Source organism: Pseudoalteromonas sp. APC 3893 (assembly GCF_030408095.1).
Taxonomy (GTDB): Bacteria; Pseudomonadota; Gammaproteobacteria; order Enterobacterales; family Alteromonadaceae; genus Pseudoalteromonas.
Window position 1 is genome coordinate 17,009 of the sequence record NZ_JASDCD010000006.1, and the last position, 26,019, is coordinate 43,027.

General features: G+C 40.6%; 24 protein-coding genes. 15 read left to right on the top strand and 9 right to left on the bottom strand.

What is annotated here, in order from left to right; all coding sequences use genetic code 11:
* Position 1: 1 nt before the first annotated feature.
* From nudB to QMA12_RS09620, 7 genes are all read right to left on the bottom strand, one after another.
* Positions 2 to 448 (bottom strand): dihydroneopterin triphosphate diphosphatase, encoded by a 447-nt coding sequence (nudB, locus tag QMA12_RS09590; RefSeq protein WP_087531367.1) that lies wholly within the window; start codon positions 446 to 448, stop codon positions 2 to 4.
* Positions 449 to 578: 130 nt separating this feature from the next.
* The gene (locus QMA12_RS09595) at positions 579 to 2,432 is read right to left on the bottom strand and encodes a monovalent cation:proton antiporter-2 (CPA2) family protein (protein ID WP_290209877.1); all 1,854 of its coding nucleotides are present in this window, start codon (positions 2,430 to 2,432) and stop codon (positions 579 to 581) included.
* 166 nt (positions 2,433 to 2,598) lie between these two features.
* Entirely contained in the window at positions 2,599 to 3,489 is an 891-nt protein-coding gene (locus tag QMA12_RS09600) for a hypothetical protein (protein ID WP_290209880.1), read from the bottom strand.
* A gap of 197 nt (positions 3,490 to 3,686) precedes the next feature.
* Positions 3,687 to 4,529, bottom strand: a complete 843-nt coding sequence (locus QMA12_RS09605) for a DUF4198 domain-containing protein (protein WP_290209881.1) — start codon at positions 4,527 to 4,529, stop codon at positions 3,687 to 3,689.
* A 61-nt stretch (positions 4,530 to 4,590) separates the two neighbouring features.
* On the bottom strand, positions 4,591 to 5,094 hold the full coding sequence (locus tag QMA12_RS09610) for a DUF2271 domain-containing protein (protein WP_087531363.1): 504 nt from the start codon (positions 5,092 to 5,094) through the stop codon (positions 4,591 to 4,593).
* A complete protein-coding gene (locus QMA12_RS09615; protein ID WP_290209882.1) occupies positions 5,094 to 5,726 on the bottom strand; it encodes a PepSY-associated TM helix domain-containing protein in 633 nt (210 codons plus the stop codon). Before QMA12_RS09615 ends, QMA12_RS09610 begins: the two co-directional genes overlap by 1 nt.
* Positions 5,727 to 5,805: 79 nt before the next feature.
* Positions 5,806 to 6,201, bottom strand: a complete 396-nt coding sequence (locus tag QMA12_RS09620; protein ID WP_290209883.1) for a YbaN family protein — start codon at positions 6,199 to 6,201, stop codon at positions 5,806 to 5,808.
* 162 nt (positions 6,202 to 6,363) lie between these two features.
* Between QMA12_RS09620 and QMA12_RS09625 the strand changes: the two genes are divergently transcribed.
* The 7 genes from QMA12_RS09625 (at position 6,364) to QMA12_RS09660 (ending at position 13,875) form a co-directional block, all read left to right on the top strand.
* The gene (locus tag QMA12_RS09625; protein WP_290209884.1) at positions 6,364 to 6,951 is read left to right on the top strand and encodes a biliverdin-producing heme oxygenase; all 588 of its coding nucleotides are present in this window, start codon (positions 6,364 to 6,366) and stop codon (positions 6,949 to 6,951) included.
* Positions 6,952 to 6,963: 12 nt separating this feature from the next.
* Positions 6,964 to 8,121, top strand: a complete 1,158-nt coding sequence (locus QMA12_RS22215) for a TonB family protein (RefSeq protein ID WP_356948022.1) — start codon at positions 6,964 to 6,966, stop codon at positions 8,119 to 8,121.
* Between the two features lie 73 nt (positions 8,122 to 8,194).
* On the top strand, positions 8,195 to 8,692 hold the full coding sequence (locus tag QMA12_RS09640) for a sigma-70 family RNA polymerase sigma factor (RefSeq protein WP_290209885.1): 498 nt from the start codon (positions 8,195 to 8,197) through the stop codon (positions 8,690 to 8,692).
* Complete coding sequence (locus QMA12_RS09645; RefSeq protein ID WP_290209887.1) at positions 8,679 to 9,620, top strand: FecR domain-containing protein; 942 nt, start codon at positions 8,679 to 8,681, stop codon at positions 9,618 to 9,620. Before QMA12_RS09640 ends, QMA12_RS09645 begins: the two co-directional genes overlap by 14 nt.
* A 139-nt stretch (positions 9,621 to 9,759) precedes the next feature.
* On the top strand, positions 9,760 to 12,696 hold the full coding sequence (locus tag QMA12_RS09650; protein WP_290209888.1) for a TonB-dependent receptor: 2,937 nt from the start codon (positions 9,760 to 9,762) through the stop codon (positions 12,694 to 12,696).
* Positions 12,697 to 12,783: 87 nt separating this feature from the next.
* Positions 12,784 to 13,461, top strand: coding sequence for a MotA/TolQ/ExbB proton channel family protein (locus tag QMA12_RS09655; protein ID WP_290209889.1), 678 nt, complete (start codon positions 12,784 to 12,786; stop codon positions 13,459 to 13,461).
* Positions 13,462 to 13,464: 3 nt separating this feature from the next.
* Positions 13,465 to 13,875 (top strand): biopolymer transporter ExbD, encoded by a 411-nt coding sequence (locus tag QMA12_RS09660; RefSeq protein WP_290209890.1) that lies wholly within the window; start codon positions 13,465 to 13,467, stop codon positions 13,873 to 13,875.
* 49 nt (positions 13,876 to 13,924) lie between these two features.
* On the opposite strand, the gene QMA12_RS09665 is transcribed toward QMA12_RS09660, so the two are convergent.
* Positions 13,925 to 15,265 carry a porin gene (locus tag QMA12_RS09665; protein ID WP_290209891.1) on the bottom strand — a complete coding sequence of 447 codons (1,341 nt, stop codon included), beginning with the start codon at positions 15,263 to 15,265 and terminating at the stop codon, positions 13,925 to 13,927.
* A gap of 128 nt (positions 15,266 to 15,393) precedes the next feature.
* Entirely contained in the window at positions 15,394 to 15,882 is a 489-nt protein-coding gene (locus tag QMA12_RS09670; protein ID WP_087531356.1) for a MarR family transcriptional regulator, read from the bottom strand.
* Between the two features lie 336 nt (positions 15,883 to 16,218).
* Between QMA12_RS09670 and QMA12_RS09675 the strand changes: the two genes are divergently transcribed.
* From QMA12_RS09675 to QMA12_RS09710, 8 genes are all read left to right on the top strand, one after another.
* Positions 16,219 to 17,070, top strand: a complete 852-nt coding sequence (locus QMA12_RS09675) for a D-hexose-6-phosphate mutarotase (RefSeq protein ID WP_290209892.1) — start codon at positions 16,219 to 16,221, stop codon at positions 17,068 to 17,070.
* 53 nt (positions 17,071 to 17,123) lie between these two features.
* Complete coding sequence (locus tag QMA12_RS09680) at positions 17,124 to 17,684, top strand: PH domain-containing protein (RefSeq protein WP_290209893.1); 561 nt, start codon at positions 17,124 to 17,126, stop codon at positions 17,682 to 17,684.
* Entirely contained in the window at positions 17,677 to 19,209 is a 1,533-nt protein-coding gene (locus QMA12_RS09685) for a PH domain-containing protein (protein WP_290209895.1), read from the top strand. Before QMA12_RS09680 ends, QMA12_RS09685 begins: the two co-directional genes overlap by 8 nt.
* Positions 19,210 to 19,299: 90 nt before the next feature.
* The gene (locus QMA12_RS09690) at positions 19,300 to 19,545 is read left to right on the top strand and encodes a hypothetical protein (RefSeq protein ID WP_176372493.1); all 246 of its coding nucleotides are present in this window, start codon (positions 19,300 to 19,302) and stop codon (positions 19,543 to 19,545) included.
* A gap of 395 nt (positions 19,546 to 19,940) precedes the next feature.
* Complete coding sequence (locus QMA12_RS09695) at positions 19,941 to 20,555, top strand: SemiSWEET family transporter (protein WP_087531351.1); 615 nt, start codon at positions 19,941 to 19,943, stop codon at positions 20,553 to 20,555.
* A gap of 88 nt (positions 20,556 to 20,643) precedes the next feature.
* The gene (locus tag QMA12_RS09700) at positions 20,644 to 21,432 is read left to right on the top strand and encodes a PhzF family phenazine biosynthesis protein (protein WP_290209896.1); all 789 of its coding nucleotides are present in this window, start codon (positions 20,644 to 20,646) and stop codon (positions 21,430 to 21,432) included.
* Positions 21,433 to 21,582: 150 nt separating this feature from the next.
* Entirely contained in the window at positions 21,583 to 22,761 is a 1,179-nt protein-coding gene (locus QMA12_RS09705; RefSeq protein WP_290209897.1) for an efflux RND transporter periplasmic adaptor subunit, read from the top strand.
* A 14-nt stretch (positions 22,762 to 22,775) separates the two neighbouring features.
* Complete coding sequence (locus QMA12_RS09710) at positions 22,776 to 25,952, top strand: efflux RND transporter permease subunit (protein ID WP_290209898.1); 3,177 nt, start codon at positions 22,776 to 22,778, stop codon at positions 25,950 to 25,952.
* Positions 25,953 to 26,019: the final 67 nt, after the last annotated feature.

Genomic DNA, 26,019 nt, shown 5'->3' on the forward strand with positions numbered 1-26,019 from the left:
TCTACTTTAAGTTAAGTATTTCATCGCGATTGCTGGGTGACCATGCTTTTTCTGCGGCTTGTTGTTGAGTAAGCCATATAAAATCGGTGTGTTCATTAGGGTCTAGTAGAATAGTAATATCGTCTGGCACACAGATGCTAAACACATGCTCGGTATTTATTAATGCATCGTCTTGGTATCTGTGCCGCCACTGCTCACGAATAGCATATTGATTGGTTTTATGATGATCGCGTATGGTTATCCCTAATGCGCGGGCATCAATGCCTGTTTCTTCTAAAAGCTCTCGGTGCGCTGTGTCCTGTGGTGTTTCAGCTTCATCAATACCACCTGTCACAGATTGCCAAAAGTTAGCGTCATCAGTTCGTTGAATTAATAAAAAATCTTTATTCTTTTTATAAATAACCACTAATACAGAATAAGGCTGACGAAGAGTCGCATTTGTAGGCAAGATAAATACTCAATGACTTAGATGCCGATAGTTTAGCGCAGCACTGGGTTAGAAACTAGAAGTGCTGGCTTTATCTTTAACAAATACCCTTAACACTAAAACTTAGTTAAGTAACAGTAATAACTTAAGTCTAAGTACTATTAGTGTGCTTCTCGCAATCGCCTTGGTCGCAGGTATTGAGGCTTGAGCGGGCTTGCTTATCTTGATTGAGTACTTGTTTTAAGTCTTCTGTACGTTGACGCACAGCTACGCCGTAGCTGTGATCGTCGCCCCAAAGTTTTGCTAGTTTTATTACAGACTCGCGATCATGCTCTCTAAATAAATGTCCAGCGCGTTGTGCATCTTCTTTTGAGTTACCTAACAATTCAAGGGTTTCAACACCTAAGTTTATAGCCGAATCGACCGTTTCACGGTTAAATGCATCGACCTCGAGTTGCAGTAGTTGATAAGCATGGCGGCGGTCGATTGCGCGCGCCACTATTTTTAGTTGTGGAAAGTGTTTTCGGGCTAGGGTAACTATTTCAAGTGTTTTATCAGCATTATCAATAGCAATTACCAGCAATTGTGCGGTATCTGCGCCAGCAGCTTCAAGGAGCTCTTTTCTGGCGGCATCCCCGTAATGTACGGTATTGCCAAAGCGGCGCAGTAAATCAATCTGACTTGGGCTGTGATCAAGAACGCTAATATCATAGCCTTGGGTACTCAATAAACGCCCCATAATTTGCCCAAACCGACCGTAACCGGCGATGATCACATGCTTAGCTGGGCTTATTTGCTCTGGTTTATCAAATGCAGGCACACTGGTTATATTACTGCGTTTTTGCAGTTGGTCGTAAAGCATAAGAAGTAAAGGAGCGACCAGCATCGATATTGCCACTACAAGGGTGGTTAAACTGCTTTGTTCCGGTGTGAGAATTTGCAGTGAGTTGGTCATTGTTAATAATACAAATGCAAATTCACCGCCTTGTGCTAAGGCTAAAGTGAAGAGTAATTGTTGTGTCTGGTGTATTTTAAAAGCACGAGCGAGTGCATATAGTACTGCGGCTTTCACGGCAATTAAAGCCACCACAAGCATAGCTACATTAGCAAACTGATCGAACAACAGAGCAAAGTTTATCGATGCACCAACCGCAACAAAGAACAGCCCTAGTAATAACCCTTTGAACGGCTCAATATCGGCTTCTAGTTCATGACGAAACTCACTTTCTGCTAAAACCACACCAGCTAAGAAGGTGCCGAGTGCGGGAGATAAGCCCACGTTTTGCATAATTATTGCTATAGCGACAACTAAAAATAATGCAAAAACAGTAAATATTTCGCGCATGCGAGTCTCGGCGATATACCTAAAAAGCGGCGCTGAAATATACTTACCAGCTAAAATAATAGCTGCTATAACAGTTACCGAAGCCATTACTTGCCCCCAGACGGGCCAGTCGGCTGTGAGAGAATGATTTATGTCAGTGGTATTTAATTGTGGTTCAAATGCAAGCAAAGGTAGTAAAGCCAAAATAGGTATAACTGCAATATCTTGAAAAAGTAATACAGAGAAGGCGTTTTGACCCGCCTCGGTTTTTAGCCAGCCTTTTTCTTCAAGGCTTTGTAATACAATGGCTGTTGATGATAGCGCTAGCATTAAGCCGATAGCCAGTGCGCTTTGCCATTTCATTGCTAATAACCAATAGCATATGGTAAAAATGAGCATCGCAGTTAGTGTGACTTGCAAGCCACCGAGACCTAAAATAGAGTGGCGTAATTTCCAAAGCCGAGCTGGTTGTAACTCAAGGCCGACTAAAAACAGCATCATCACCACGCCAAACTCAGCAAAGTGCATGACGGAGGTTTGATCTCCTACTAAACCTAAAATAAACGGACCAATTAAAATCCCCGCTAATAAATAGCCAAGCACAGAGCCAAGCCCTAAACGTTTTGCAATTGGCACTGCAACAATCGCTGCGGCTAAGTAAATTAAAGCAACTTCTAACATTGCAGATTCCAAGATTATGCTGATTAGATGTAAGTATGCCTTAAATTTAGATTTTCGAAAGGTGTGTTTATGTCATCTAGCAACGATTTTGATAGCCTTTGAAGCTTAGTAGGTTGACGGCCACGCTAACTGAATAGCATAACCGTGCCGATCAGGTTTGTTAAATTTAGTCGAGTTTTACCGGGCCATTGATATTATCAATGCTTAAATCGCCTGAGCCAGCTTCAATAATAGTTAGGCCTTTGCTGTCGTTGACGCGAATACTCCCTGAGCCGTCTTCAATCGTGACTAAGCCATTGACGTGCTCAACATAAATATCGCCAGATTCATCTTCAATGTTGATGTAACTGCCTAACTGTTTAGCAGAGATACTGCCAGAGTTATCGTCAATATCGACACTGCCAGTAATGCTGGTCAGGGTAATATCGCCAGAGTCATCTTCGATAATCAGGTTACCATGTACATCTCGAATATTGATGCTGCCTGAGTCGTCACTGATTTCAATATTACCGGTGATATTCTGCAAATCGAGGTCCCCGGAATCATCATCAACCGTAATATTGTGCCCTTCATTAATAGTGATGCTGCCTGAGTCATCGTCTATTTCGATACTGCCTTGTACACCAGCTATATTAATATCGCCAGAGTCATCATCTATATCAAGGTTAAATGCACTTGGTACAGTCACAACTAAATCAATGCTTGGCGAATTACCTTGGTATACAACCATGCCTGTTGGGTTGTAGTCTTTTGCAATTAATACTGCTTTGTTGCCTGCTTGCTCTAGAGTGAGAGTGTAAGCGTCATCTATCTTTGCTGTATAAATAGTCGCATCTACGGTGATTTCAGTGGCGGTGCTTGAGCCAATTATTTGTAATGACCCCGATTCAGCATCAATAGAAAGTTGCTGTAACTGTGCTGCTGACAGTGAGAGTTGTTGTTGCTGTTGTATATTTGAACCTGAGGTTGAAATATGCACAATACAGCCACTGAGCAAGAATAGACTAGTGGCAATAGGAAGAGCTTTAGTTAGTAAAGAAAGGGATTTATTGGTCATTATTTATGTGCCCGTTTTTTAATTTAGATTAATTACTTGTCTCTAAAGGCAAGAATAAAGCCAATATTTAACGTGTTGTTTTAAAAGAAATTTATTTCAGTAAAGAAAATATCGAAAGTTTAGATGGTGTATGAGACTAAATAGTAGTGAAAATAAAAAGTGGTTAGCAATGCTAACCACTTACATTCAAACGTTAATTATTCTGGTGCTACGTCTAGAGTAGTAGATAGAGAATAACGAATGCTGTCGATACCTTTTTCTTTAGAGTCTTCGCTAATGCTTGCTTCAATAAGGTATAAACCAGGATGCTGCCACGTATTTGCGAAAAATCCTTCTTTATCCGTGGTTACTTTTACTTCGTTACGTTCGTTACGGTAGCGCGTATCACCTTTTAAAATAGCAAGCTCAACATTTGCAGCTGGTTTACCATCTTTTAATAGTTGAAAACGCGCTTCTTCACCAACAAATAAGTCATTTGGATGAGTAGGGCCGCTGATCTCTAAACCACTACCTAGAAGCGCAGGCTTTGAAGTACCGTTACGGCTAACAAATGTATCAACCGTTGAGAATGCCTTTGTTGTTCTCACATCTTTTGCATCTGCAGGAATATCTTTGCTTGTTTTTGGACCAAATACACGACGACGTTCGCCTGCTGCATTTTTGTAGAAAGTCATTAAACGTGGTTCACGTTTCAATGCAATGTGGTAAGTGCCTTCGCTTGCTAGTTTTACCGCAGCTGAATTTTTGCGTTGTAAAAAGTAAGCGCGGATTTGGTCGCTAACAGGTTTACCGTCTGGGCCAATTGCCATGATCAGGTTATCGTCATACTCAGCGCCTTTTTCTTTTGGACGATACGCTTTATCAGGAGCAAAAATTTCATTAGAGATACTAGCATCGATCATTACATAGTGTGCTTTATCACCAGATAGCGAAGTATGAGAAGGTACTAACCATTGTGCATGCGCACTTGCATAGCTAGAGGCAAGGGCTGTAAATGTAAGCGCGCCAATAAATGCGCTTTTAAGTAAATTGATTTTCATAATCTTTCCTTATTAAAATAATGTATAAGTCTATTTTTTACTTGCTAGTTACTTAATATTGTTACTTGGCTTTGATAGTGACGAAGCTTTCTGAGAACTCTTTTTTACCTTCGATAGTGATTTTACCGTCTTTGCTTAAATCAAGTTCTACACGTTTATAATCTCTACCGCCTTCTTCACGTACTACTTCTAAATTAAGTAAGTATTTACCTGCCGTGACAGCTTGTCCTTCGAGATCTTTGCCATCCCAATTAATTGTGTAGCTGCCTGGGCGTTTTGTTGCGCCTGTTACACCGTCAAAATTAGCATCGCTTTTGCCCGCTTTACGCCACCACTGACGTAAGTCTTTAAACCACTCAGCTTGTTCTACCCACAATGCAACAGTTGTTACATGCTTACGCTTGGGAGTTTCAAGCCAAACGGCCACGTATGGGCGGTGGTAAGGCTGTACATCAAGATCAGGTAAGGTGAACTCAATTTCAAGTTCGGATGCATCTGCATTTGATTGAAATAAAGCCGCGGTAAATAATATTACTGCGCCAAATAAGGTGTTTAGTTTTAACATTAAGACACTCCTTTAAGTTGCGGAACCCAGCAAAAATAAATGACTGCAGGTGTTGCGACCCCAAGCACAGTTAGCCATATTCCTACTAAGCGTTTTTTTCTATTTTGAAATAAAATAATCATGCCGGTGATAGCAAATAAAATCATCAGCACGGCTGATATATCAATCACCCAGCTCCATGCTTCACCTGTATGGCGACCTTTGTGCAAGTCACCAATTAAACTTAAAATGCCACCAGTTTGATACTCTAAATTAAGCTCGCCACTGATAAAGTCGAATTCCGCAAAGGCAAAACCAGCGGGCAGCGGGTAATCAAGCATAACTAGCGCATCTTCTTTTTCCCAATCAATACTTTTTACTTTCGTTAAGCCATGCTCAGTAGCTAGGTAAGCTTCGATTTCAGAATAGAGCGTTGGTAAGGTGTTTAGGTTTTCATTCGCTTTTGTTACCAAGGTCTCTGGTAAGGCGATTGTGTATTGGCCATCATTTTTGTCACCTTTAAGCCAATCGACATGGTTTAACACTATGCCACTGATACAAAATAAAATGAGTAAAAATAACAAGGCTGTTGATAGGTAAATGTGCAGTGCACGGCTAGTGCTATATAGCGTGCGCTTATTAATTAACGGCATAAATAATTAAAAATGTTATAGGCATAATGCAACACATGGTAATGATTTGCATTAGTTATCACAACAACATTTACGAAATTTACACTTTAGGCGCTGTTGAAGGGCGAGAAAGTAAGTAGATCATCACCACTATCTCAATGCTAGCGACTAAGCCAACAACCCACCAAGGAGGGTGGCCAAGCATCAAAATGATTAACCCGATAAACATGCCCGTTGCTGCAAACAATTTCGCTCTTTTGGGCACTACTTTATATGCTTGCCATTGCTGCAAGGTGACGCCATAACGAGGGTGGCTGAGTAGCCAAGCCGCCAGTGTGGGTGATGAGCGGGTAAAACAGGCTAACGCCAAAATAAAAAAAATAGTCGTAGGCATTACAGGCAATACAATACCAATGATGCCTAAAGCCACAAAAGATAGCCCCAGAGCTTGATAGCATGCATTTTTATATGCAGTGAAAACATTTTTTACTTTCATAATAAATAACATGCCTGACAAATATAAATAGGGTGGTCAATTGGTAACTATTACATAAATAACTGTACTATGAACTTTCCTGAAAAAAAATTATATTTATTGGTGTGGGTATTACCGGTTCATTCGTCTTTATAAGTAACGATGGTAAATTAGAATCAAATTATGTCTAGCATAGCCCAAGTAAACTTCCCACGCATGTCGCAGCTCAAGCGTACAACAGCTGAAGTACACGATAACTTAGATAATAAAATTATGGCGCAATCACCTTTTGCCTCAAAAGAGAATTACGGTGATTTTTTACGTTTTCAGTATTTATTGTTAAATCATGTTGTGTCAATTTATAACAGTCAGCAGTTAACTGCGTTTTTTGATGACTTAGCAAGCAGAAATCGCTGTGATGCTATTGCACTCGATTTACAAGACCTAGGCATGAAAGCAGAGGGTTTAGCTGAGCAAATTAAAATCGAAGACCTAACATTAGCACAAGCAGTAGGCTGGTTATATGTTATTGAAGGCTCGAAGCTTGGTGCTGCCATGCTAGCCAAAGAGGTAACTCAATTAGGCCTTGATGCTGATTTTGGTGCCCGCTTTTTAGCAGGTCCAGGTAATGGTCGTGGTAGTCAATGGCGTGAGTTTATGCAAGCAGTTGAAGCGTTACAATTAAATGCAGATGAAGAGCTAGAGCTTTATCAAGGTGCAAAAGATGCGTTTGCTGTTGCTCATCAGCTGCTTGATGTTATTTATCAATAATTGTCTTAATCAGTGTTAAGCGCCGCATTTAGGCAAACTTTGCCAATCAAAAAGTTCATCTATTTTATACTAGGCTGCCTTAGCGTAGCCTTGGCTATAATAGGCATGCTGCTGCCTGTTATGCCGACTACTGTTTTTTTAATCCTAGCACTTGCATGCTTTACCCGTTCAAATGATAAGCTTGCAGCTTGGCTATTGAATCACCCCAAGTTCGGTAACACCTTAGTTAACTGGCAAACAAAACGAGTGGTGCCCATAAAAGCAAAATATTTTGCTTCGCTTGGTATGTTTATTAGTTTAATTATTATTGCCTTAACAAGTAAATCTATCTGGCTGGTGAGTTTTTGCTTACTGCTCTTCTTGCTAGTGATTAACTACCTATGTTCCAAGCCTAGTCAAGTAAATGAGCCTTCATCTAAACCATATTTTAAAGTGATACAGGGCGTATTATTCGCTATGTTGTGTCATTTTTTAATCGCTTGGTTAGTGTTTTTTCAATTCACAGGCAGAGCACAGCCAATACAAGTACAACAACCGAATGTTATTGCGGTAGAGTTAATTGCGGCGCAAGCACCTAAACCTGAAGTTTCAGACGCTAAAAAAGTAGCGGAACAAGCGGCGCTGAGCCAAGTGGCAGTAACGCAAAATATGCCCCCGCCAAAGCCGGTAAAAAAACAAAAAATACTCACTAAAAAACAGCCAGATGAAGTTAAAGTGGCAGTGACAGAACCTAAACCGTTAAGTAAAAAACAGCAAGAAGTGCAGCCAAAGACTAAAAAGCAGCAGCCTACACCGCCAGCAATTGAGCAGCCGAAACGCCAAGCGGTAGCGACCACAACAAAACAGCAACATAGTGTGTCTAAGCAACTGGTGGCTCAAGGTAAGCAAAGTTGGACGGCAAATCTACTGACGCACTTAATGGCGTATCGTAAATACCCGACAAGTGCGATTATGAAAAAGCAGCAAGGCGTGGTGTATTTGGAAGTGGTATTGGCGCGTGATGGCAAGGTGATAGCGCTGGAAATAGTTAAAGGTTCAGGTGTGAGCGTGCTCGATAAAGCCGCATTAAAAACAGTAGCAGATGCAGCGCCTTTACCCAAAGTGCCGAAGGGTTTAACCGCTCCTCATAAATTATTATTGCCTATTGAATTTTTTATCAACAATAAATGATAATTATTACTATTTAAGTTTAATTCTATTTTGTATTAAAATAGGGCCTGTTTTAACAACGCAGTAGTAAACTATGCCTTTTTCCGATTTTAGCAACGTCATAAATATTATGGCGCGGCGAACGGGCTGCCGTGATAAAGCGCAGAGCTTGATCCAAGAAGCGATAACCCGACTATTAAAACAAGATACAAAGCAGCTTGATAAAAATAAAGAAACTGAAAACCGTGCTTTAATTTTAAAAACCGCAAACAATTTATTGATTGACCTTTATCGTCGTGAAAAAGTATGTCAATTTACTGCGCTGCCAGAAGCAGAAAGTGCGATATACGCTCAAGAGCACTTAAACCCTGAATCAACATTAATGGCTCAGCAGCAACTTGACGCATTAGAGCAATGTGTAGCGAGTTTGCCTGAAAAGTGCCGAGAGGCATTTGTATTGTATAAATACAAATGCCTCAGTCAGGCGCAAATAGCTGAGCACATGCAGATTTCCCAAAGTATGGTCGAAAAACATTTAATCAAAGCAATGAGTCGTTGTCGTGAGATATTAATAGCAAATGAAGAATACTAAAAATAATACCCCGTCATTTGAACAAGCAATGCAGTGGTTATTGCGCTTACAAGAAAACCCGAGCCAAGAGCTGTTACAGCAATGGCAGCAATGGCTACAAGAGGATCCTGATAACAGTCGTGCTTTTAAGCAATGTTTAGCATTAGATGCAAAGCTTTCTAACCTTCCTGCAGATACCGTTAATAACCTACTTGCTTTACTTCCCATCCAAAATGACAAAAAAGTGCTGAAATGGCCAAGAAGAGTCGCAATAGCGGCCTCTGTGGTAGTTGCATTTATTGGTTTTTCTTTTTATATGCAGCCTAACCCTGAGGTTTATACAACATCCGTAGGTGAAACAGGTTCGTTTACCTTATCTGATGGTAGCGAGATCACACTAGACAGTGATACTCGTTTAGCTGTTTATTATAATGACTCACAGCGACGTATAGAGTTGCATAAAGGGCAGGCTATCTTTGATGTAGCTAAACAAGTACATAGGCCTTTTTTGGTTGTAGTAGATGAAATTACGGTAACAGTATTGGGGACCCGCTTTAATGTTAATCGAGTCGAAGATGATGCAATCATTGCTGTCGAACGTGGCAAGGTGAGCGTTTATGATCCAACGCTAGGTAATACATTATTACAAGCACAGCAAGGTTATTACAGCTACGATGATCGTGCCGTTGAGCTTGCAGCTACACAGTTTGCCATGTGGCAACATGGACAAATTCGCTTTTCTCACACGCCATTAAACCTTGCTATTGATCAGCTAAATCGTTATCAGGCTAAAAAACTACAATTGGAGCAGCAGCAACTAAGCCGGCTTACTATCAGTGGTACGTTTCAATTGAATGATATTACGAATACCGCTCAGCTATTGCCTAAAATATTACCCGTTGAGGTTGTCGCAAAACATAATCATTGGCTAATACAGCCTCGCAAATAAAGCGCTGTTAAATAAATGGCGTTTTTACATTTTAAATTCTTATAAAAATACTTAATTCAGACATAAATATTAAGTTATAGGTGAGGGATAATTATTCTCATTCGTTTTATTGGGTAGTGAATTAACATGAGAATATAAAATGAAAAAAATGCAGTTTTCAACCGTTGCTTTGGCAATTGGCATCGGTTTAGCTATGCCTGCTATGGCAAATACCACTGTAATGATGTTGGATATCAAGCCTCAGCCTCTTGAGATGACGTTAAATCAACTCGCCTCAGAGTCAAATATGACCCTTATTTTTGAACCTGAGTTGGTTGATTCATTAAATGCCCCTGAATTACAAGGACCAGCTACAGTGCGCGACGCTTTAAATCAGGTGCTGCAAAATACGGGGATTACTGCAACGATTGAAGGTAATTCAATTATATTAAAAAAGTTAGATAGTTCTAAATCAGCGACAGACTTAGCGGCGCTTTCAGTGGTGGGTGGTTATGTTGCGCCAGGTATGTTTGATGAAGATAGTGTTGCCGCAGAAGATTTACCATACCTAAAAACCAGCTCAAACGTGCAATTAGATAGTCAATACGTTGAGCAATTTCGTGGCACCTCAGCCGGTGATATGCTCAAAGGGATCCCAGGGGTTGAGGTTGGTGAATCGCGTAATGGTGGCGCTATTGATGTAAATATTCGTGGTGTACAAGGTCAAAATCGCGTTCCAGTAGTCATTGATGGCAGCATTCAAAGCAACACCGTATACCGAGGCTATGCAGGGGTTTCTGATCGCGCATACATCGACCCTGACCTAATAAGCACCGTCTCTATCGACAAAGGCCCCGCAAACAATGCCCAAGGTATGGGAGCTGTCGGTGGGGTGGTGGTGATGGAAACTTTAAAGACAGCTGATATTTTACGTGATGGTGAGCATCATGGCGTGCGACTTAAAGTGGGGATGCAAAGTAATAGTATTGATGCACAAGATAAGTTTGCAGCAATACCACGTACAGATGCGCCCAGTCTTATTGCTAGTGATGGTGAATTTGCCAATATTGCTTATGCCACTGAACAAGATGGCTTTGACTTGGTTCTAGCTGCTTCACGTCGTGATATTGGTAATTACTTCGCAGGAGAAAAAGGCCGCGAAGACTACTTTTATGACGAAGAAAAAAGTCGCTGGAATGAAGTGGATGGTGCTTGGGTTGAAGAAAAGTACACCGAGGTGAACGAAGGGATCGCTCGCTTTTATAAACCCGGAGAAGAAGTACTCAATACTGCGAATAAAAGCACCTCTTTACTTATTAAGCCAACCCTTAAAATTAACGCTGATTCTAAATTAGAGTTAAGCTATCGAAAGTACCAAGCCGAGTACGGCGAAATCATGGCGTCGCAAATATTTCGTAACGATGGTGATACATTAATGCAATGGAAACCATCGAAGCAAAGTATCGATAGCTACAGCGCACGTTATAAATATGCATCGCCAACAAACCCTTTACTACATAATTTAAATATTAATTTATGGCATACGGAGACTGATTCTGCAGCTTATAACGGTTTTGCATTTGGTAATCCTCTAGAAGGTAAAGAGCCTCCCGCTGGTTATGAATGTGAGTCATGTATCGATGTGTATTATTTAGCAAAAACAGCCTCGCTTAGATCTGGGTTTGATATTAGTAATCAAAGCATATTCAATAGTGAACGCTTTGGTACAACAACTTTAGATTATGGTTATAGCTTTCAAAAAGAATCCGTAGGCAAAGGCGATGGCGTTAAATATTCGCAAGATGATATTCAAAATAATCGTACCCATAGGGATGGGGATCGATACGAGAGCAGTGTATTCTTACAAGCTAAGTGGTCACCAATAGACTGGTTGAGCCTTGAGCTGGGTGGACGTTACTCTTGGTTTAAGGTACATGATAATAACGCTAATTGGGTTGAAGATACGAAAAAGTATAAAAATATCACGCTGTTTGGTGATGATGGATCGAGTTTAGGAGATGTTCGCTGGTTTAGGGATGAAAATGGTGAGTATAGTGACATCACCGATCCTCGTTTAACAGGCGTAGGGATGGTTGAAAAGTGGGGAGAAGAGCCGAGCGATATTAGCTCTATAAATTTCGAATCTAGTTATGTTGGTGGGTATGAGTACGGTTTATCGTTAGGCACTTTTACCGTTGGCGATAAAATGTCGCGTAAGCACGATGGCTTTGCACCTAACATTGCATTAAATATGCAGTTAAACGAATCATGGCTTGCATATGCTCGATATAGTGAAGCTTTACGTATGCCAAGCATAATGGAATCTACATTGGGCTGGTCAGTATCAAGGCGTATTTTCGATGTTGACCCAGAGTGTGCAAAAAATAAGGAAATAGGCCTTTCATATCTCAATGATGAATTAGTGGATGATCTTGTTTTGCGTGCGAAAGTTGTGTACTTCGATAATCAAATTAAAAACTATATTACTCGTCGTTCTGTAGATAAAGAATTAATAGAGTCTACAGATGTTAGTTTGGCTATCGGTAATTCAGACAGTTTTAACACCAGTGGCATTGAGTTACAAACTCGTTTGGAATATGGTAATTTTTATGGCGATGTAAGCGCCACCTATTATACCGAAGCCAAGCTGTGTGATGCTGAACTCGCTCAATCATTTCGTGATAACCCTATGATTTCATGGAGACAAATTGATATTCCTAATTGTTCTAGTTCAGGTTTCTCTGGGATGTATGTATCAAATCATATTCCGCCGAAGAAATCAGTGGCTGCTATTTTGGGGTTTAAGTGGCTAAATGGTGCTGGAGATATTGGTATGAGAATGACTTATACGGGGGCGCCAGATACAAGCTATGACAGGCAGTCAAGCTGGCAAAATTATCATGGTACAGCCCCACATATACCAACAGAGGCTTACACATTAGTTGATATATATGCGCGCTATGCAATAACAGATAATATGGACGTTAACTTTAATATTGCTAACTTAACCAATGAGTTTTATCTCGATGCATTAGCGCTCAGTTTAATGCCGGGGCCGGGCCGCACTTCTCGTCTTACCTTTACGGCGCACTTTTAAATAAAGCGAGTTCATACGTTTTTACAATTTTATCTTAGCCGCATTGCGGCTAAATTTTTTATAAACAACGGGTTGTTGGAGAATGAAATGGAAAACCCTTATGGCATTGCAGCGCTGTGGCAGCAAAGTGATGCAGTCATTAAATTTGTTGGCTTCTCTTTATTAGCGATGTCTTTAGCGTCGTGGGCGGTCATTTTTATACGTTTGTTTAGCATACTAAAGTTACGAAAAGCAAAGTGCTTAGTGATTGATTTTTGGCAACAGCAAGATATCAATAAAGGTGTTGAGTTACTGGCTGAACAAGCCCATTTTCAACAGTTGGCAATGCAAGGTTTACAGGCGAAAGAGCAGCATCAAAATCATGAAGAACAGCTACAAGGCCAAGTTCCACTAGCTGATTGGTTAACAACAGCACTTAAAAACAATATTGATGATACTCGAGAATCACTCTCGGGTGGCCTTGCTATTTTGGCCTCTGTAGGCTCCACATCACCGTTTATTGGTTTGTTTGGCACTGTGTGGGGGATTTATCATGCGTTAGTCGGAATCGGTGTTTCTGGCTCGGCAAGTATTGATAAAGTGGCAGGTCCGGTTGGTGAAGCTTTGATAATGACCGCATTTGGTCTTGCGGTGGCAATTCCTGCGGTACTAGCATATAACGCCATTAGTCGTGGTAACAAGTCGGTGATTATTCAACTAAATCGTTTTGCATCACAGCTACACGCTTATTACTTAACCGGCACAGTACATACTAAGGCAGGGTAGTGTATGTCATTCCACTTTGATAATGATGAAGAGATTATGAATGAAATCAACATGACACCATTAGTGGATGTGATGTTGGTATTATTGATTATTTTTATTATTACCGTGCCGGTGATTAACCAATCTATACAGGTTGAGCTACCCTCTGCAGAAAGCGAGCCTGTAGCAGCAAAACCTGACACCATTGTATTGTCTGTAGATAATGAAGGTGGTTATTTTTGGGCTGAACAAGCCATTACAAAAGAGCAATTGATAACGCGCTTAGCAGAGCAAGCGACTAAAACTCCGCAGCCGATTTTGCATATTCGGGGCGATAAAACCACAGAGTATCAAAATGTGGTGTTTTTAATGGAGCAAGTGCAGCAAGCTGGTATTAGTAGTATGGGCTTTATTACAGAAGGTAATAAAAAATAAACATGGATACAAAAAATCACCCAGCGGATTAGCTGGGTGATACAAGTATTTAGAAATAATAACCCACGTTGATATTGAAACGACGTTCGGTTTCATCACTATCACCGGCAACGGAACCACCTACAAATGGCTGGTTTTTCGCAAATACGTAATCGATGTAAGTGAATAACCCGCCAGCAGCAATAGATACACCAGTTACGTTCATCCAGGTGTCCTCGGTATTGTCTGATTTATCATAAATAATACCGTAGTCATTATAAAATTGTAGTCCAGTAACTGGGCCCCATTCTACCGGAACACTGTAGGCAATATTTGCGTTGGTCATGGTAGCTTGCGCGGCAATGCTGTCATAAAATGAGTATGCCCCCACAGCCATACGATTGACATTATCTATATCATAATCGTACTCGCCATGTTGCAGCTGAAGGTTCCATGCGCCAATATTGCTGTTTAAGTGCAGTGCCCATGCATTGTAATCACCCGCACGATCTACGCCATCGTGTAAGCCACCCGCTAATGCCGAGAAGCCCACTTCAGTTTTACCGCCATCATGCTCAAAATGGTAGCCATAGCGACCAGAGAACGTATTGTATTCGCCAATTGGGTTACCAACCAGGTCGCCATTTTCATCTCTAGCACCAGGATCGCCATACACACCTTCATCAGCACTGCGAAAACCAACTACGTCGTATGAATAACGATCGCTACGATTATCTACATAACCGTCTACACCGCCTTGCTCATCGTTTTTAAAAAAGCCTAAATCAAGCTGCCAGTTGTCGGCAATTTTACGCTTGAAGAGCACACCCATATCGTGATCATCTTCAAGGCCAATGTAATAAGTGGTCCCGAAGAAATAGTTGTGCGAATTATATGGCCAGTTACCAAATGGTACTTTAGTGATACCTGCTTGCACCTGCCAATCATCGGCAAAGTCATAAGCTGCATAAGCATATTTAACCGCTGTCATGTAGTCAAAAAAACGAATTTCAGCATTGAGCATGACGTCGCCAACATCACCAGAAAAATTCAGTCTAAAAATATCGAAATCGTAATCGCCGCCACGATCTTGGCTGCCTTCTTCATAAGAGGTATGACTGTAATTGGTACGTACTGCACCACCAATTTTTATGCCTTGCGGTTCTTTTTTGCTTTCAACCGCCGCAGTTTGTTGCTCGGCCGCTTTTTGCTGCTTTGCAATTTGCTGGTCAATTTCTTGCTGTTGCTGGGTTGCTTTTTGCTCAGCTGCATCAAGTTTTTGTTGAAGCTGTTGCATTTGCTGTTGTAGTTGTTTCAATTGGGTCTGCATATCATCAATATCTGATGCATTTGCTTGGCTAGTGGTGGCCCCTAGCAGTGTCGCGAGGGCTAACTGTGATAGTTTAAGCATGATAAGTCGCTATTTTGAGATTGAGTATGCATAGAATAGACTATTTATACTTATTACCCAAGTAATTGAGCATATTACGCTAAGGTAAGATACTGTTTATTTTCATTATTATGACAGTATTTTTATTACTAAAGTTTACTATCTGCGGCTCGGGTGATCAGGCCAACTTCAAGCAGCGGGGCGGCATCAATACTTTGCGCATCCATCATAGTCGCAATACGTTGCATTGACGATAGCAACTGGCTCTGCTCCCATTGTTCAAGTGATGAAAACTGTTCTATAAAGTGCTCTTGTAGAGGTTGAGGGGCATCGGCAAGAATATCTTTACCACTTTGAGTGAGGTAAATACTCACGCGACGTTTGTCTAGTTGGCTGCGTACTCGAGTAACTAAGTTACGGTTTTCTAATCGATCCAGAATATTGGTTACAGTAGCCGGGCTTAAATTCACATTTTGTGCGATACGACTGGCAGTAATGCCGTCTGTTTGTGCTACCTCGGTCATTATTAACAGCTGTGGCCCAGTCAACCCTGAGGTTTTATTTAACTGTTTAGAGTGCAGATCAATCGCACGAATTACTTTGCGTAATGAAACCAACAGCTCGTCATATTTTTGCATTATTTTATCTCTTGATAGGGGCGGTTGCGAACAAGGAACGATCGTAATCGATAAATATTACACATCAAATAAATAGAGTTCAAATAGTTGAGGTGGATTAACGCTGTATTATTGGCTTTACAGTTAGTCGTTACTGATAGCAACTTTATTTGAATTGAAATTAAATTCAGCTCATTTGTTACTTATTTTATTAACTGTTTTTATCAGCTAAGTTATATGTTGAGCATGACTAAGTGAGAAATTATAACTTTGTGGCAAAAAGCATTAATTAGTATTTACTAATTGGGGAAGTATTGGGTAAGGTATTGCAGGCTTTTCATTATTATGGGACGTATTATGAAGTTATCTCCATCTGTAAGCATTGAACAATCGGACTCTGGATTAGAATATATTAATATCGCAAGCGATTTTTGCAGCGCGAAAATTTTTCTGCAGGGTGCGCAATTAACAGAGTTCACTCCGAGTGGTAAAAAGCCGCTGATTTGGGTTTCAAGCGAAGAAGATTACCAAAAAGGTAAGAGTATTCGTGGCGGTATACCAATTTGTTGGCCTTGGTTTGGGGTAAACCCAAATCCAGATTGGCCTATCCATGGTGTTGCGCGTACCAGTTTATGGCGTGCAGATGAGGTATCGGAACAAGATAAAGAGATCCGCGTTAGTTTAACGTTACCAATGACTCAGGTAGATGAAACATATTGGCCTTATAAATCAACACTAAAAGTTGAATTTATTTTAACTCACAAGCTTGAAGTGCGTTTAACAACCACCAACTTGAGCGAACAAATAATTACCTTTAGCCAGGCACTACATACTTACTTTCCAACTCCTGCAATTGAAGAAACCAAAGTAGATGGCCTGCAAGGCGCTAAATTTATTGAATTTGGGGAAGGCCCATTTGATCAAAATGAACTTGTTGGTTTTGCCCGAGAAACAGATATGGTTTATACCCAAGCTGTTGAAACGCAGAAAATAATTACGCCTGATGGTATTATTGAAGTCGGCCGTGAAAACTCAAGCTCTTGCGTACTCTGGAACCCGTGGATCGATAAATCTAAACGCTTATCTAATTTTGCTGACGACGAATATCACACTATGCTGTGTTTAGAGGCGGCTAATGTGATGGATGACAGTGCTGTTATTGAGCCGGGGCAAAGTCATACACTCGCCACGACAATTAGCTGGGTTTAAGCAAACTTAAGCCAACTTACACTGATAAGTTGGCTTTTGAAGGAAAATACAACGTGTTTGAAAACCATCAACTTGACTGTTTACCGCAACACCAGTCTATCGAATTTAAACCCCTCGCAAATAACGCATTACTGCATACACAGTTGAGTTGGTTATTATTTTACGTCCCTTTAATGGCTGTGTTAGCCGCGGTGTGCTTTTTCAACCAAAATTTTGCAAATGCGGCACAAACCCCATTAATGATTGGCTTGCCAGTCATTTTAGTGGTGTCGTTAATTTTTAATATAATTAGCGTGCGTTTGAAAGGTGTTGCAGTTCGTAACCACGATATCGCGTACCAAAAAGGCGTTATTTGGCAGCAAGTAACCATTTTGCCGCTTTCACGAATACAGCATACTGAAATACACAGAGGCCCGCTTGAGCGAAAGTTAGGCTTAGCAAGCCTGCGTTTATACAGTGCGGGTGGCATGAGTGCTGACTTAAACATTAGTGGCTTGAGTCACACCGACTGTAAAGATATTCGCCAATTTATACAAGACTACACTCAAGACAAACAAGCGCCCGAGCAATCACAAAGCACCCAATCAGTTAGCGAAGCATCAACAAATGAATAAGCAACACTGGCAGCGTGTATCGCCGTGGGCGTTACTTTACTTTGTATTGCATTTTGCCTATCGCTTTATTAAAGACGGTATTTTTAACTTATTACCTATTGCTGTTGTATTTGTCACTCAAGTTCAAGATAAGTTGTTTTGGGGCAAAGTCGGTGCATCGATTGCTGTTGTGGGGCTTTTATTGTATTCGTTTGCCTATTACTTAAACTTTCGATTTTGCATCACCGATGATCACGATATCTTACTCAATAAAGGGGTATTTAAAAAAGAACGCCTAACGCTTAGCTTTTTGCGAGTTCAAAATGTGAATGTGGCCGAGCCATTTTATTTTAAGCCGCTAGGATTAGTTAATTGTATTTTTGATGCTGCTGGCAGCGTAGCGCAAGAGGCTGTACTTCCAGGAGTTACTCAAACATATGCTGAAGATATACGAGAACAGGTGCTCACTTACAAAGAGTCGCAGCAAGTAGTTGAAGATCAACAAACGACTAATAATGAGCAAGTAGAAGAAACCCAGTACAGTTTAAAATTGACCAACAAAGAAGTCGCTAAATTTGGCCTAATGTCTAATATGGCGATACTTGCACTGGCCGCTTTAGCGCCATTTATGAATGTGCTGTTTGATTTTTTTGAACAAGCAGTGATTAATCGCTTGGAAGCTTTTTATGAGCAGGAAGTGGGCTTACTGGTTAATGCAGCTGCATTGGCAATATTTTCAATATTGTTTATGCTAGTCATGCTTGCGATTTTGTTGTCGGTTATAATGTCGCTAATTCGGTTCTATAACTTTGAGTTATATTTTCAGGCCGGTAAGTTCAAGCGTATCTCTGGCTTGCTAGAGCGCCATCAATTGTCGGTGAGCCTTGATAAAGTGCAATCAATTGTAATTAAACAAAATCCGATTGCGCGTATGCTACAGCGTTACACAATACAGTGTTTTCAAGCGACAAGTGGTTATGTTACGGGGGCAAAGAGTAAGCAAAGTTTAGTTATGCCGGTATTAAAGCGTGAGCAAGTTAATCAAACACTCCAGCGCGTTTACCCTTGGTTAAGTGAAGCGAACTTTGATTTCAAAGCATTGAAATTTAAAGGCGTTGAACAAGCTCTACTGCTTAAAAACCTCCTGTTTTACTCATTGATACCAAGCCTATTGTTTAGCCTCTTTAATTATTATGTAGTTGCTAGCCACGCTTTATATAGTATCTGTATTTTGGCGGTTTTGAGCTGCTTAGTGTATTTATCGTATAAGCGCTATGGCTATTACTTTTATCATTATCAAGGGCGCTACTACGGTATTTTTAGAAGTGGGATGCTGGGTGTACAGTATCGAGTGTTTGAGCTGTACAAAGCTCAGAGTACGCGTGGAGTTAGCACGTATTTTATGCGAAGAGCAGGCTTGAAAAGCTTGTCTATACAACTGGCTTCGGGCAATGTTAGCGTGCCTTATCTAAAAGCAACGTTGGCAGATGAAATTATAGACTTTACTTTGCTTCAAGCTGAGTCAGAGCAGCGCAATTGGATGTGAATTCTAATTGCAAATAATTATCAATTGCATTGATCTATTTTAAATACCCATTATACTAACACCCTCGGTAACTCATTTGTTGTGGAGGTTATGATGGTTTCAACGCTCTGTTTAATCGCTTTTTGTTGTATTTTGGTTTTAATGTGCCATATTCGTTGTCATAAAAAACCATCGCTGATTTGTGCGCGCTGTGGTGTGCTTGTGGTGGGTAGTTTGATTACATTGGCCATGTACAGCGCAGGCCTTGGCGCATTACGTACCGTATTGGTGTTTGTTGTCTCTGTGTTTATTATCAGTATGCTAGTGAGTTTAGTTCAGCCGCTAGAGATTGATTAACACGCTTTCTTACATTTTATGCTCTCTTTTATTACACGTTATGGCCATAATAGTTAAAAATAAAACTATCAGGGATCATGATGAAAAAAACACTTCTTACATCTTGTTTATTAGTCGCGTGTAATGTCCAAGCTCAGTGGCAAACTATTTATACTGAGCATTTTAACCTCTTGAAATTATTTTCCAGCAACCTCAATTGTAAACTTGTGGCAACTGTAAGGCTAAGTTGCCAGTTTTAAGTTGTTTTAATTTTAACCAAAGGTTGCTTGTTAATCTCAGCCCTATACAATGCCGCGCCTAAAATAAATTCAGGCAAAACAGTTGTTTACATAGTGTTTTTGCTCGATTTATATAATAGTAACTTATTAACCATTATGTAACTAGCGAGGTTTGCTTTGGCGCATTATTTGCCTATTTTATCATCTTTTATTTTAGTGTTTAGCTTCTTACCGCTTCTAAATAAAATTCGTAAAAATCGCAGTGTATCGGGACTGTCATTATTGATGATGAGCTTTGGTGTAGCGCAAAGCGTTTATTTCATAACCTATAATTTATATTTTGAACGTTTTTACATGGTGTTGCCATTTGTGGTGACAGGCAGTTTAAGCGGCTTAATTTTATATTACTTTGCTCGCTACAATGCAAAAAAAAGAGAACGAATTCAATTGACTGCTATGCTTGGTTTTTCTCTTTTGCCATTTTTATTATTATTAAACCCGCAGCTTGAAACAGCTCAGGTGCTGACCTGGCTAACATTTGTTGGCTTAATCATGAGCTCGGTGCGCGTTATGCCGCAAACGTACAAAACCCTGCGCAGTGGTGATATTAGTAACCTAAGTGCCCGCTATTTCAGCTTGCAGTTCATTGCTGGTTTATGCGGTTTGTTTGCTGAGTTTGCAATGGCTGCGCCGAGTACTTCGCATATTTTGACTTTCGTGATGATCTTACTTACTAATGCTGCCCAACTTGGCTGCATTCAATACTATAAAATGCGTCCAGTCGCGGCTTAGTCCAGCAAAAATGAAATAATTTTGATGTTCAATTAGCTCAGTGTATGGCAGTTTATTAGAAATATGTTTCCATACCGTGAGCTTTTTAATGCAATTAACTATTCATCAAATAGATGCATTTACCAGTGAGTTATTTAAAGGCAATTACGCTGCTGTTATTGATTTAGAAGCGTGGCTAAGTGATGAGCTAATGCTCAAAATTGGCGCTGAAAATAATGTCTCTGAAACCGCATTTACCTGTCGTCAAGCTGATGGTAGTTTTGCTATCCGTTGGTTTTCGCCGTTAATGGAAATTGATTTTTGTGGGCACGCCACTTTAGCGGCCGCGTTTGTGTTGTGCGAACAATACAATTTATCGCAAATTCGCTTTCAGGCAGCGGCTGTTGGTGAGCTAATCGTTGTGAAAAATACAGATGGTAGTTTTGCTATGACCTTTCCAAAGCAAGCACCTACTGAGGTAGATAATAAACCAGCAGAGTTGTTACAAGGCTTGTCTATACAACCAGTTGAGGTGTTGAAGAATAGGCAAGCTTACTTTGCCATTTATGAAAATGAGCAAGATGTTTTTGATCTAAAAACTGATTCAGCATTACTTAAAACCTTATTCCCACTGGACGTTGTTGCAACGGCTCCCAGCGTAAAATATGATTTTATCTCTCGTTATTTTTGGCCTGCCAGTGGTGGCGATGAAGATTTTGTAACAGGCTCCATTCATACAGGTCTTGCGCCATACTGGGCGCAGCAATTAAATAAAACCTCTTTAAGTGCTTATCAGGCATCAAGCCGCGGCGGCCATATGCAATGTGATGTAGGTGAACATACCGTGACCCTAACAGGGCACGCTGTACGTTATATGCAAGGCACTATTTTCCTTTGATTTAATCTCATTTTTTACTTTCTTGAGTTGTAATCACGTGGGTTACTAAGCAGTGTATGTATTTTTGTAACAGTTGCTTACAAATGTCATGTTAATGTTTCATTCAGCTCTGTTATTATGGCTCCAGTAAAAAATTAAGGGGTATTAATAATGCGAACAACTCTATTGAAGTGGGTGTTGCCGTTTGTTGTGTTAAGCGTCGGTATTGCTGGCTTTGCAGGAATAAATGCAATTGCACAAGAACCAGAAAAACAAGACGTTGTAGATACACGACCGGTTGTTAAAGTAGAACCGGTTGCTGCGAATAATCATCAAGTTGTGATTAACAGTTATGGTGAAGTTAAACCGCTTGAGAGCACTCGCTTATCAGCGCAAGTCTCGGGTGAGGTAGTAAGTTGGCATCCGAATTTTGTAGCTGGTGGTATTGTGGCTCGTGGTGAAACCTTATTTACAATAGAAAAAGATAACTACGAAGCAGCTTTATTACAAGCCCAAGCAGAGCTTGCTCAAGCTCAAGCACAATTAATTGAAGAACAAGCGCAAGCACAAGTAGCTGAAGATGAAGCGAAGCGTTTTCCTGATAAGGAGCGTACCGCGCTATTTTTACGTAAACCACAAGTACTCAGTGCTAAGGCATCCGTTAAATCTGCTCAAGCTCGATTAAAACGCGCACAACGCGATTTAGATAACTGTGAAGTTACAGCTCCTTATGATGCACTTGTTGTGAGCCGTGAAATTGGTGTTGGCCAATATATTAATATGGGCACACAAGTGGCTGAATTAAACAATATTGAAACAGCTGAAGTTATTATTCCAATTGCGGGCTTTGATAGTGTGTTTTTACCTGAGCGTGTTAAAGGTATAAAAGCGACGGTAATGAAAACTGGTTTGCATGGCTTTAGCCGTGAAGCGAAGATTGACCGTGATTTAGGTGTAGTGGATAACGCGACTCGCATGAGTAGTTTAGTTGTTCGTATTGATGACCCATATGGCTTAGTAAATAAACAACATGCAATTAAATATGGTACATATGTACAAGTAAATTTTGCCGGTGCAATGCTGGAAAATATTTATCGTTTACCGCAAGAGTTGGTGAACAATCAAACGGTATGGATTGTAAATGCAGAACAACAACTAGAACCACGCAAAGTAAAAGTGATTCGTGAAGAGGGTGAGTATTTTTATATTAGCGATGGTTTGGAGGCCGACGACCAGCTGGTAATGACTCTACCTGAATATCCGCAAAAGGGGATGGCGGTTAAAGTTGCTGGTGTTCAAGATGTTAAAAAAATTGATGCACTAGATAGTGCAGCCACTGAAAAACTATAAAAGGTGACTGCGTTATGAGTAACACGGAACTACCAAAATCAGAGCAAGCAAATATCGCCCCTGCAAGTACAGAAAAGCAAACAGGCTTAATAGCCTATTTTGCTAATAACTCTGTTGCTGCAAATTTAATGATGGTTTTCATTATTGTGATGGGCATCATTAGTTTTTTCACAATTCAACGCCAGATGTTCCCAAACATCGAAGTTAACTATATTACTATAAACGCAAACTACCCAGGTGCTTCGCCCCAAGAGATGGAAGAGAGTATCTTAATTAAGATTGAAGAGTCTTTAAAAGATATTACTGAAATTAAAAAAGGGACCTACCGCGCATTTCGCAATGGGGGGAGTGCACAGCTTGAAATCAATACCGATGTTGAGTTGACCGATGTGCTCGATAAAGTAAAACTGCGCGTCGATGGTATTGCTACTTTTCCTGCGGGGATGGAGCCGGTCACCATAAGTCAGGTTGAGTTTCGCCAAGATGTAATAGGTATGACGCTCGTTGCTGATTTACCTTTGTTTGAACTTAAACCTATCGCGAACCGAATTGAAGATGAGCTACTGCAGCTGTCAAATGTCTCATTAGTGCAAAATGATGTGCCACTGGATGAGATAGCAATTGAAATTGAGCCAGATACGTTACGTCGTTATAACCTTACGTTAAGTGAAGTAGCCGCAGCTGTGCGTCGTTACTCAGCTAACTTTTCTGCAGGACAATTAAAAACCGATGCAGGTGTAATATCTGTAAGGGTTGAAAACCAGCTTTACTCTGGTGAAGAGTTTCGTCAAATTCCAGTTAAAATTGGCGCTAATGGTGCCAAAGTATTACTGCAAGATATTGCTGTAATTAAAGACCAATTTACAGAAGGTGAGCGCTATTTTAAATTTAATGGCGAAAATGCCGTTTATTTATCTGTGAAAGCAACGGAGCAGCAAAGTATCATTCCTGTTGCAGATTCAGTTAAAGCATTTATCGAACAGAAGAATAAAGAGCTACCGCCAGGTGTGCGTTTAGAGCCGTTAATGGACTTCACTTATTACCTGAATGCGCGTTTAGATATGATGGTAAGTAACTTGATCCAAGGCGCTATTTTGGTAGCTATTATGCTATCTATTTTCTTGCGTTTTAAGCTTGCATTGTGGGTAATGATTGGTCTGCCAGTGTGCTTTTTAGGTGCGATGATGATGATGCCGCTGTTTGGTGTAACCATTAATATTCTATCGTTATTTGCCTTTATTATGGTGTTGGGGATTGTGGTGGACGATGCCATAGTCATTGGCGAAAGTGCCTACACCGAAATCGAGAAAAAGGGTGGGGGTGTAGTTAATGTTGTCAACGGGGCTAAAAAAGTTGCAACACCAGCCACTTTTGGGGTGTTAACAACTGTTGCCGTATTCGCGCCATTTACGCTATCAACCGGTCCTGAGAGTGCGTTCTTTTATGGTATAGCTATAGTGGTTATGCTGTGTTTAATCTTTAGCTTAATTGAGTCAAAACTAATTTTACCAGCGCACATCGCACATACTAAGTTTCCACCAATTAAGCCGGATAGTTGGCGAGCACGCTTTAATAAGCGCTTTTTTGGCTTTGTGAATGGCCCATACAGACGCTTTATTGTGCGCTGCGTTGAATGGCGCTGGGCTGTGTTTTCTTTATTTGTTGCTCTGTTAATTATCACTTTTGCTTTGATAGCATCAAATCAAGTACGTACTGGGTTTATGCCCAAAATACCGCATGATTATCCACAAATTAATTTAGAAATGAACGATAATGTTTCGGATATGCAAACTATTGAAGCGATACGTGAAATTGAAGCAATGGTTATTGCTATTGATAAAGAAACTGAACGTGAATATGGGCATAAGTTAATTAGGGATGTATTGGTTTTCAATCAGGGCCGTACAGAAGCGCAACTTTTAGCACCTTTGGTTGAAGAAGATTTACGTCCTTATAATGCATTTGAGCTTTCCCGTCGCTGGCGTGAAAAGATGCCAGTTATCGCCGGTGTTAAGTCGTTAACAATTTATGATGATGTAAATAGCCAAGGTGGTGGCGATGGTGAGTTTGGTTATTTACTCTATGGCTCAGACATCGACACGTTAAATGATGCAGGTCGTCGGTTTATTCAGCTATTGCAGCAGCAAGAAGGTTTGTTTGATATAAGCTCAACCATTGACCCCGCGAGCAAAGAAGTGCAAATGAGCTTGAAGCCAGTAGCTTATGACTTAGGCCTAGACTTAGCAACAATAGCGAACCAAGTGGGCGCTAGTTTTTACGGTGGTGAAGCGCAACGTGTTATACGCCGTGGTGAAGAAGTACGCGTTATGGTGCGCTACCCTAAACTCACTCGAGAGGCATTTTCATCGCTTAAACATGCAGTTGTGACTACGCCACAAGGTAAAGAAGTGTTGCTAGGTGATGTAGTTGAGCTTACTGAAACACCGGGGATTAGCTATATTCGCCGTGAAGGTGGTTATCGTACAGTATATGTTTATGGCAATATTGACGAAGAAGTTATTGAACCAAATGAAGTGATAAACCAGGTAAAAGATAAATTATTACCTCAGCTTAAAGAAGAGTTTCCAAGTGTAAAATCAGAACTTGGTGGTGCAATAGAAGAGCAGCAAGCGCAAGCTAATCAACAGGTAATGTTTTTCTTTGGTGGCATGATTCTAGTTTACATTTTGCTCGCTGTACCACTAAAAAGCTATGCCCAACCCCTGATAGTGATGTCGGTAATTCCATTTAGTTTAACGGGGGCAATTTGGGGGCACTTCTGGTTTGGGCTAGATTTAACGCTAATGTCTGGTTTTGGGATTATAGCTGCCGCAGGCGTTGTAATTAATGACTCACTGGTAATGACTGACTTTGTAAACCAAGCCCGTCGACAGGGGATTGCAGTTAAAGATGCTGTAATTGAAGCTGGCTGTGCGCGTTTTAGACCAATATTACTGACGTCAATAACAACGTTTGCAGGCGTGTTACCCATTATGTTTGAGACCAGCCTACAAGCACGGTTTGTAATTCCAATGGCGGTGGCTCTTGGCTTTGCGGTTATGTTTGCAACGTTGATCACCTTGGTGTTGGTACCGTGTTTATACATTATGATGAGTGATATAGGTGCGGTGTTTGGAAGTCCATTTAGAAGGCTTAAAAAACTTTTTAATCGAAACAGACAAACCGCGTAAAAAGCGACAACCTAACTATAAAAGCCAGCACCAATGATGCTGGCTTTTGTATACCCGGCAATTAGAT

Bases quoted from the DNA above. Each gene is read 5' to 3' on its own strand.
- QMA12_RS09595 (WP_290209877.1), bottom strand. From the start codon at position 2,432: ATGTTAGAAGTTGCTTTAATTTACTTAGCCGCAGCGATTGTTGCAGTG.
- QMA12_RS09670 (WP_087531356.1), bottom strand. From the start codon at position 15,882: ATGCAAAAATATGACGAGCTGTTGGTTTCATTACGCAAAGTAATTCGT.
- QMA12_RS09610 (WP_087531363.1), bottom strand. From the start codon at position 5,094: ATGTTAAAACTAAACACCTTATTTGGCGCAGTAATATTATTTACCGCG.
- QMA12_RS09615 (WP_290209882.1), bottom strand. From the start codon at position 5,726: ATGCCGTTAATTAATAAGCGCACGCTATATAGCACTAGCCGTGCACTG.
- QMA12_RS09705 (WP_290209897.1), top strand. From the start codon at position 21,583: ATGCGAACAACTCTATTGAAGTGGGTGTTGCCGTTTGTTGTGTTAAGC.
- QMA12_RS09675 (WP_290209892.1), top strand. From the start codon at position 16,219: ATGAAGTTATCTCCATCTGTAAGCATTGAACAATCGGACTCTGGATTA.
- QMA12_RS09660 (WP_290209890.1), top strand. From the start codon at position 13,465: ATGTCATTCCACTTTGATAATGATGAAGAGATTATGAATGAAATCAAC.
- QMA12_RS09625 (WP_290209884.1), top strand. From the start codon at position 6,364: ATGTCTAGCATAGCCCAAGTAAACTTCCCACGCATGTCGCAGCTCAAG.
- QMA12_RS09605 (WP_290209881.1), bottom strand. From the start codon at position 4,529: ATGAAAATCAATTTACTTAAAAGCGCATTTATTGGCGCGCTTACATTT.
- QMA12_RS09600 (WP_290209880.1), bottom strand. From the start codon at position 3,489: ATGACCAATAAATCCCTTTCTTTACTAACTAAAGCTCTTCCTATTGCC.
- QMA12_RS09620 (WP_290209883.1), bottom strand. From the start codon at position 6,201: ATGAAAGTAAAAAATGTTTTCACTGCATATAAAAATGCATGCTATCAA.
- QMA12_RS09655 (WP_290209889.1), top strand. From the start codon at position 12,784: ATGGAAAACCCTTATGGCATTGCAGCGCTGTGGCAGCAAAGTGATGCA.
- QMA12_RS09690 (WP_176372493.1), top strand. From the start codon at position 19,300: ATGATGGTTTCAACGCTCTGTTTAATCGCTTTTTGTTGTATTTTGGTT.
- QMA12_RS09710 (WP_290209898.1), top strand. From the start codon at position 22,776: ATGAGTAACACGGAACTACCAAAATCAGAGCAAGCAAATATCGCCCCT.
- QMA12_RS09700 (WP_290209896.1), top strand. From the start codon at position 20,644: ATGCAATTAACTATTCATCAAATAGATGCATTTACCAGTGAGTTATTT.
- QMA12_RS09685 (WP_290209895.1), top strand. From the start codon at position 17,677: ATGAATAAGCAACACTGGCAGCGTGTATCGCCGTGGGCGTTACTTTAC.
- QMA12_RS09665 (WP_290209891.1), bottom strand. From the start codon at position 15,265: ATGCTTAAACTATCACAGTTAGCCCTCGCGACACTGCTAGGGGCCACC.
- QMA12_RS09640 (WP_290209885.1), top strand. From the start codon at position 8,195: ATGCCTTTTTCCGATTTTAGCAACGTCATAAATATTATGGCGCGGCGA.
- QMA12_RS09650 (WP_290209888.1), top strand. From the start codon at position 9,760: ATGAAAAAAATGCAGTTTTCAACCGTTGCTTTGGCAATTGGCATCGGT.
- QMA12_RS09645 (WP_290209887.1), top strand. From the start codon at position 8,679: ATGAAGAATACTAAAAATAATACCCCGTCATTTGAACAAGCAATGCAG.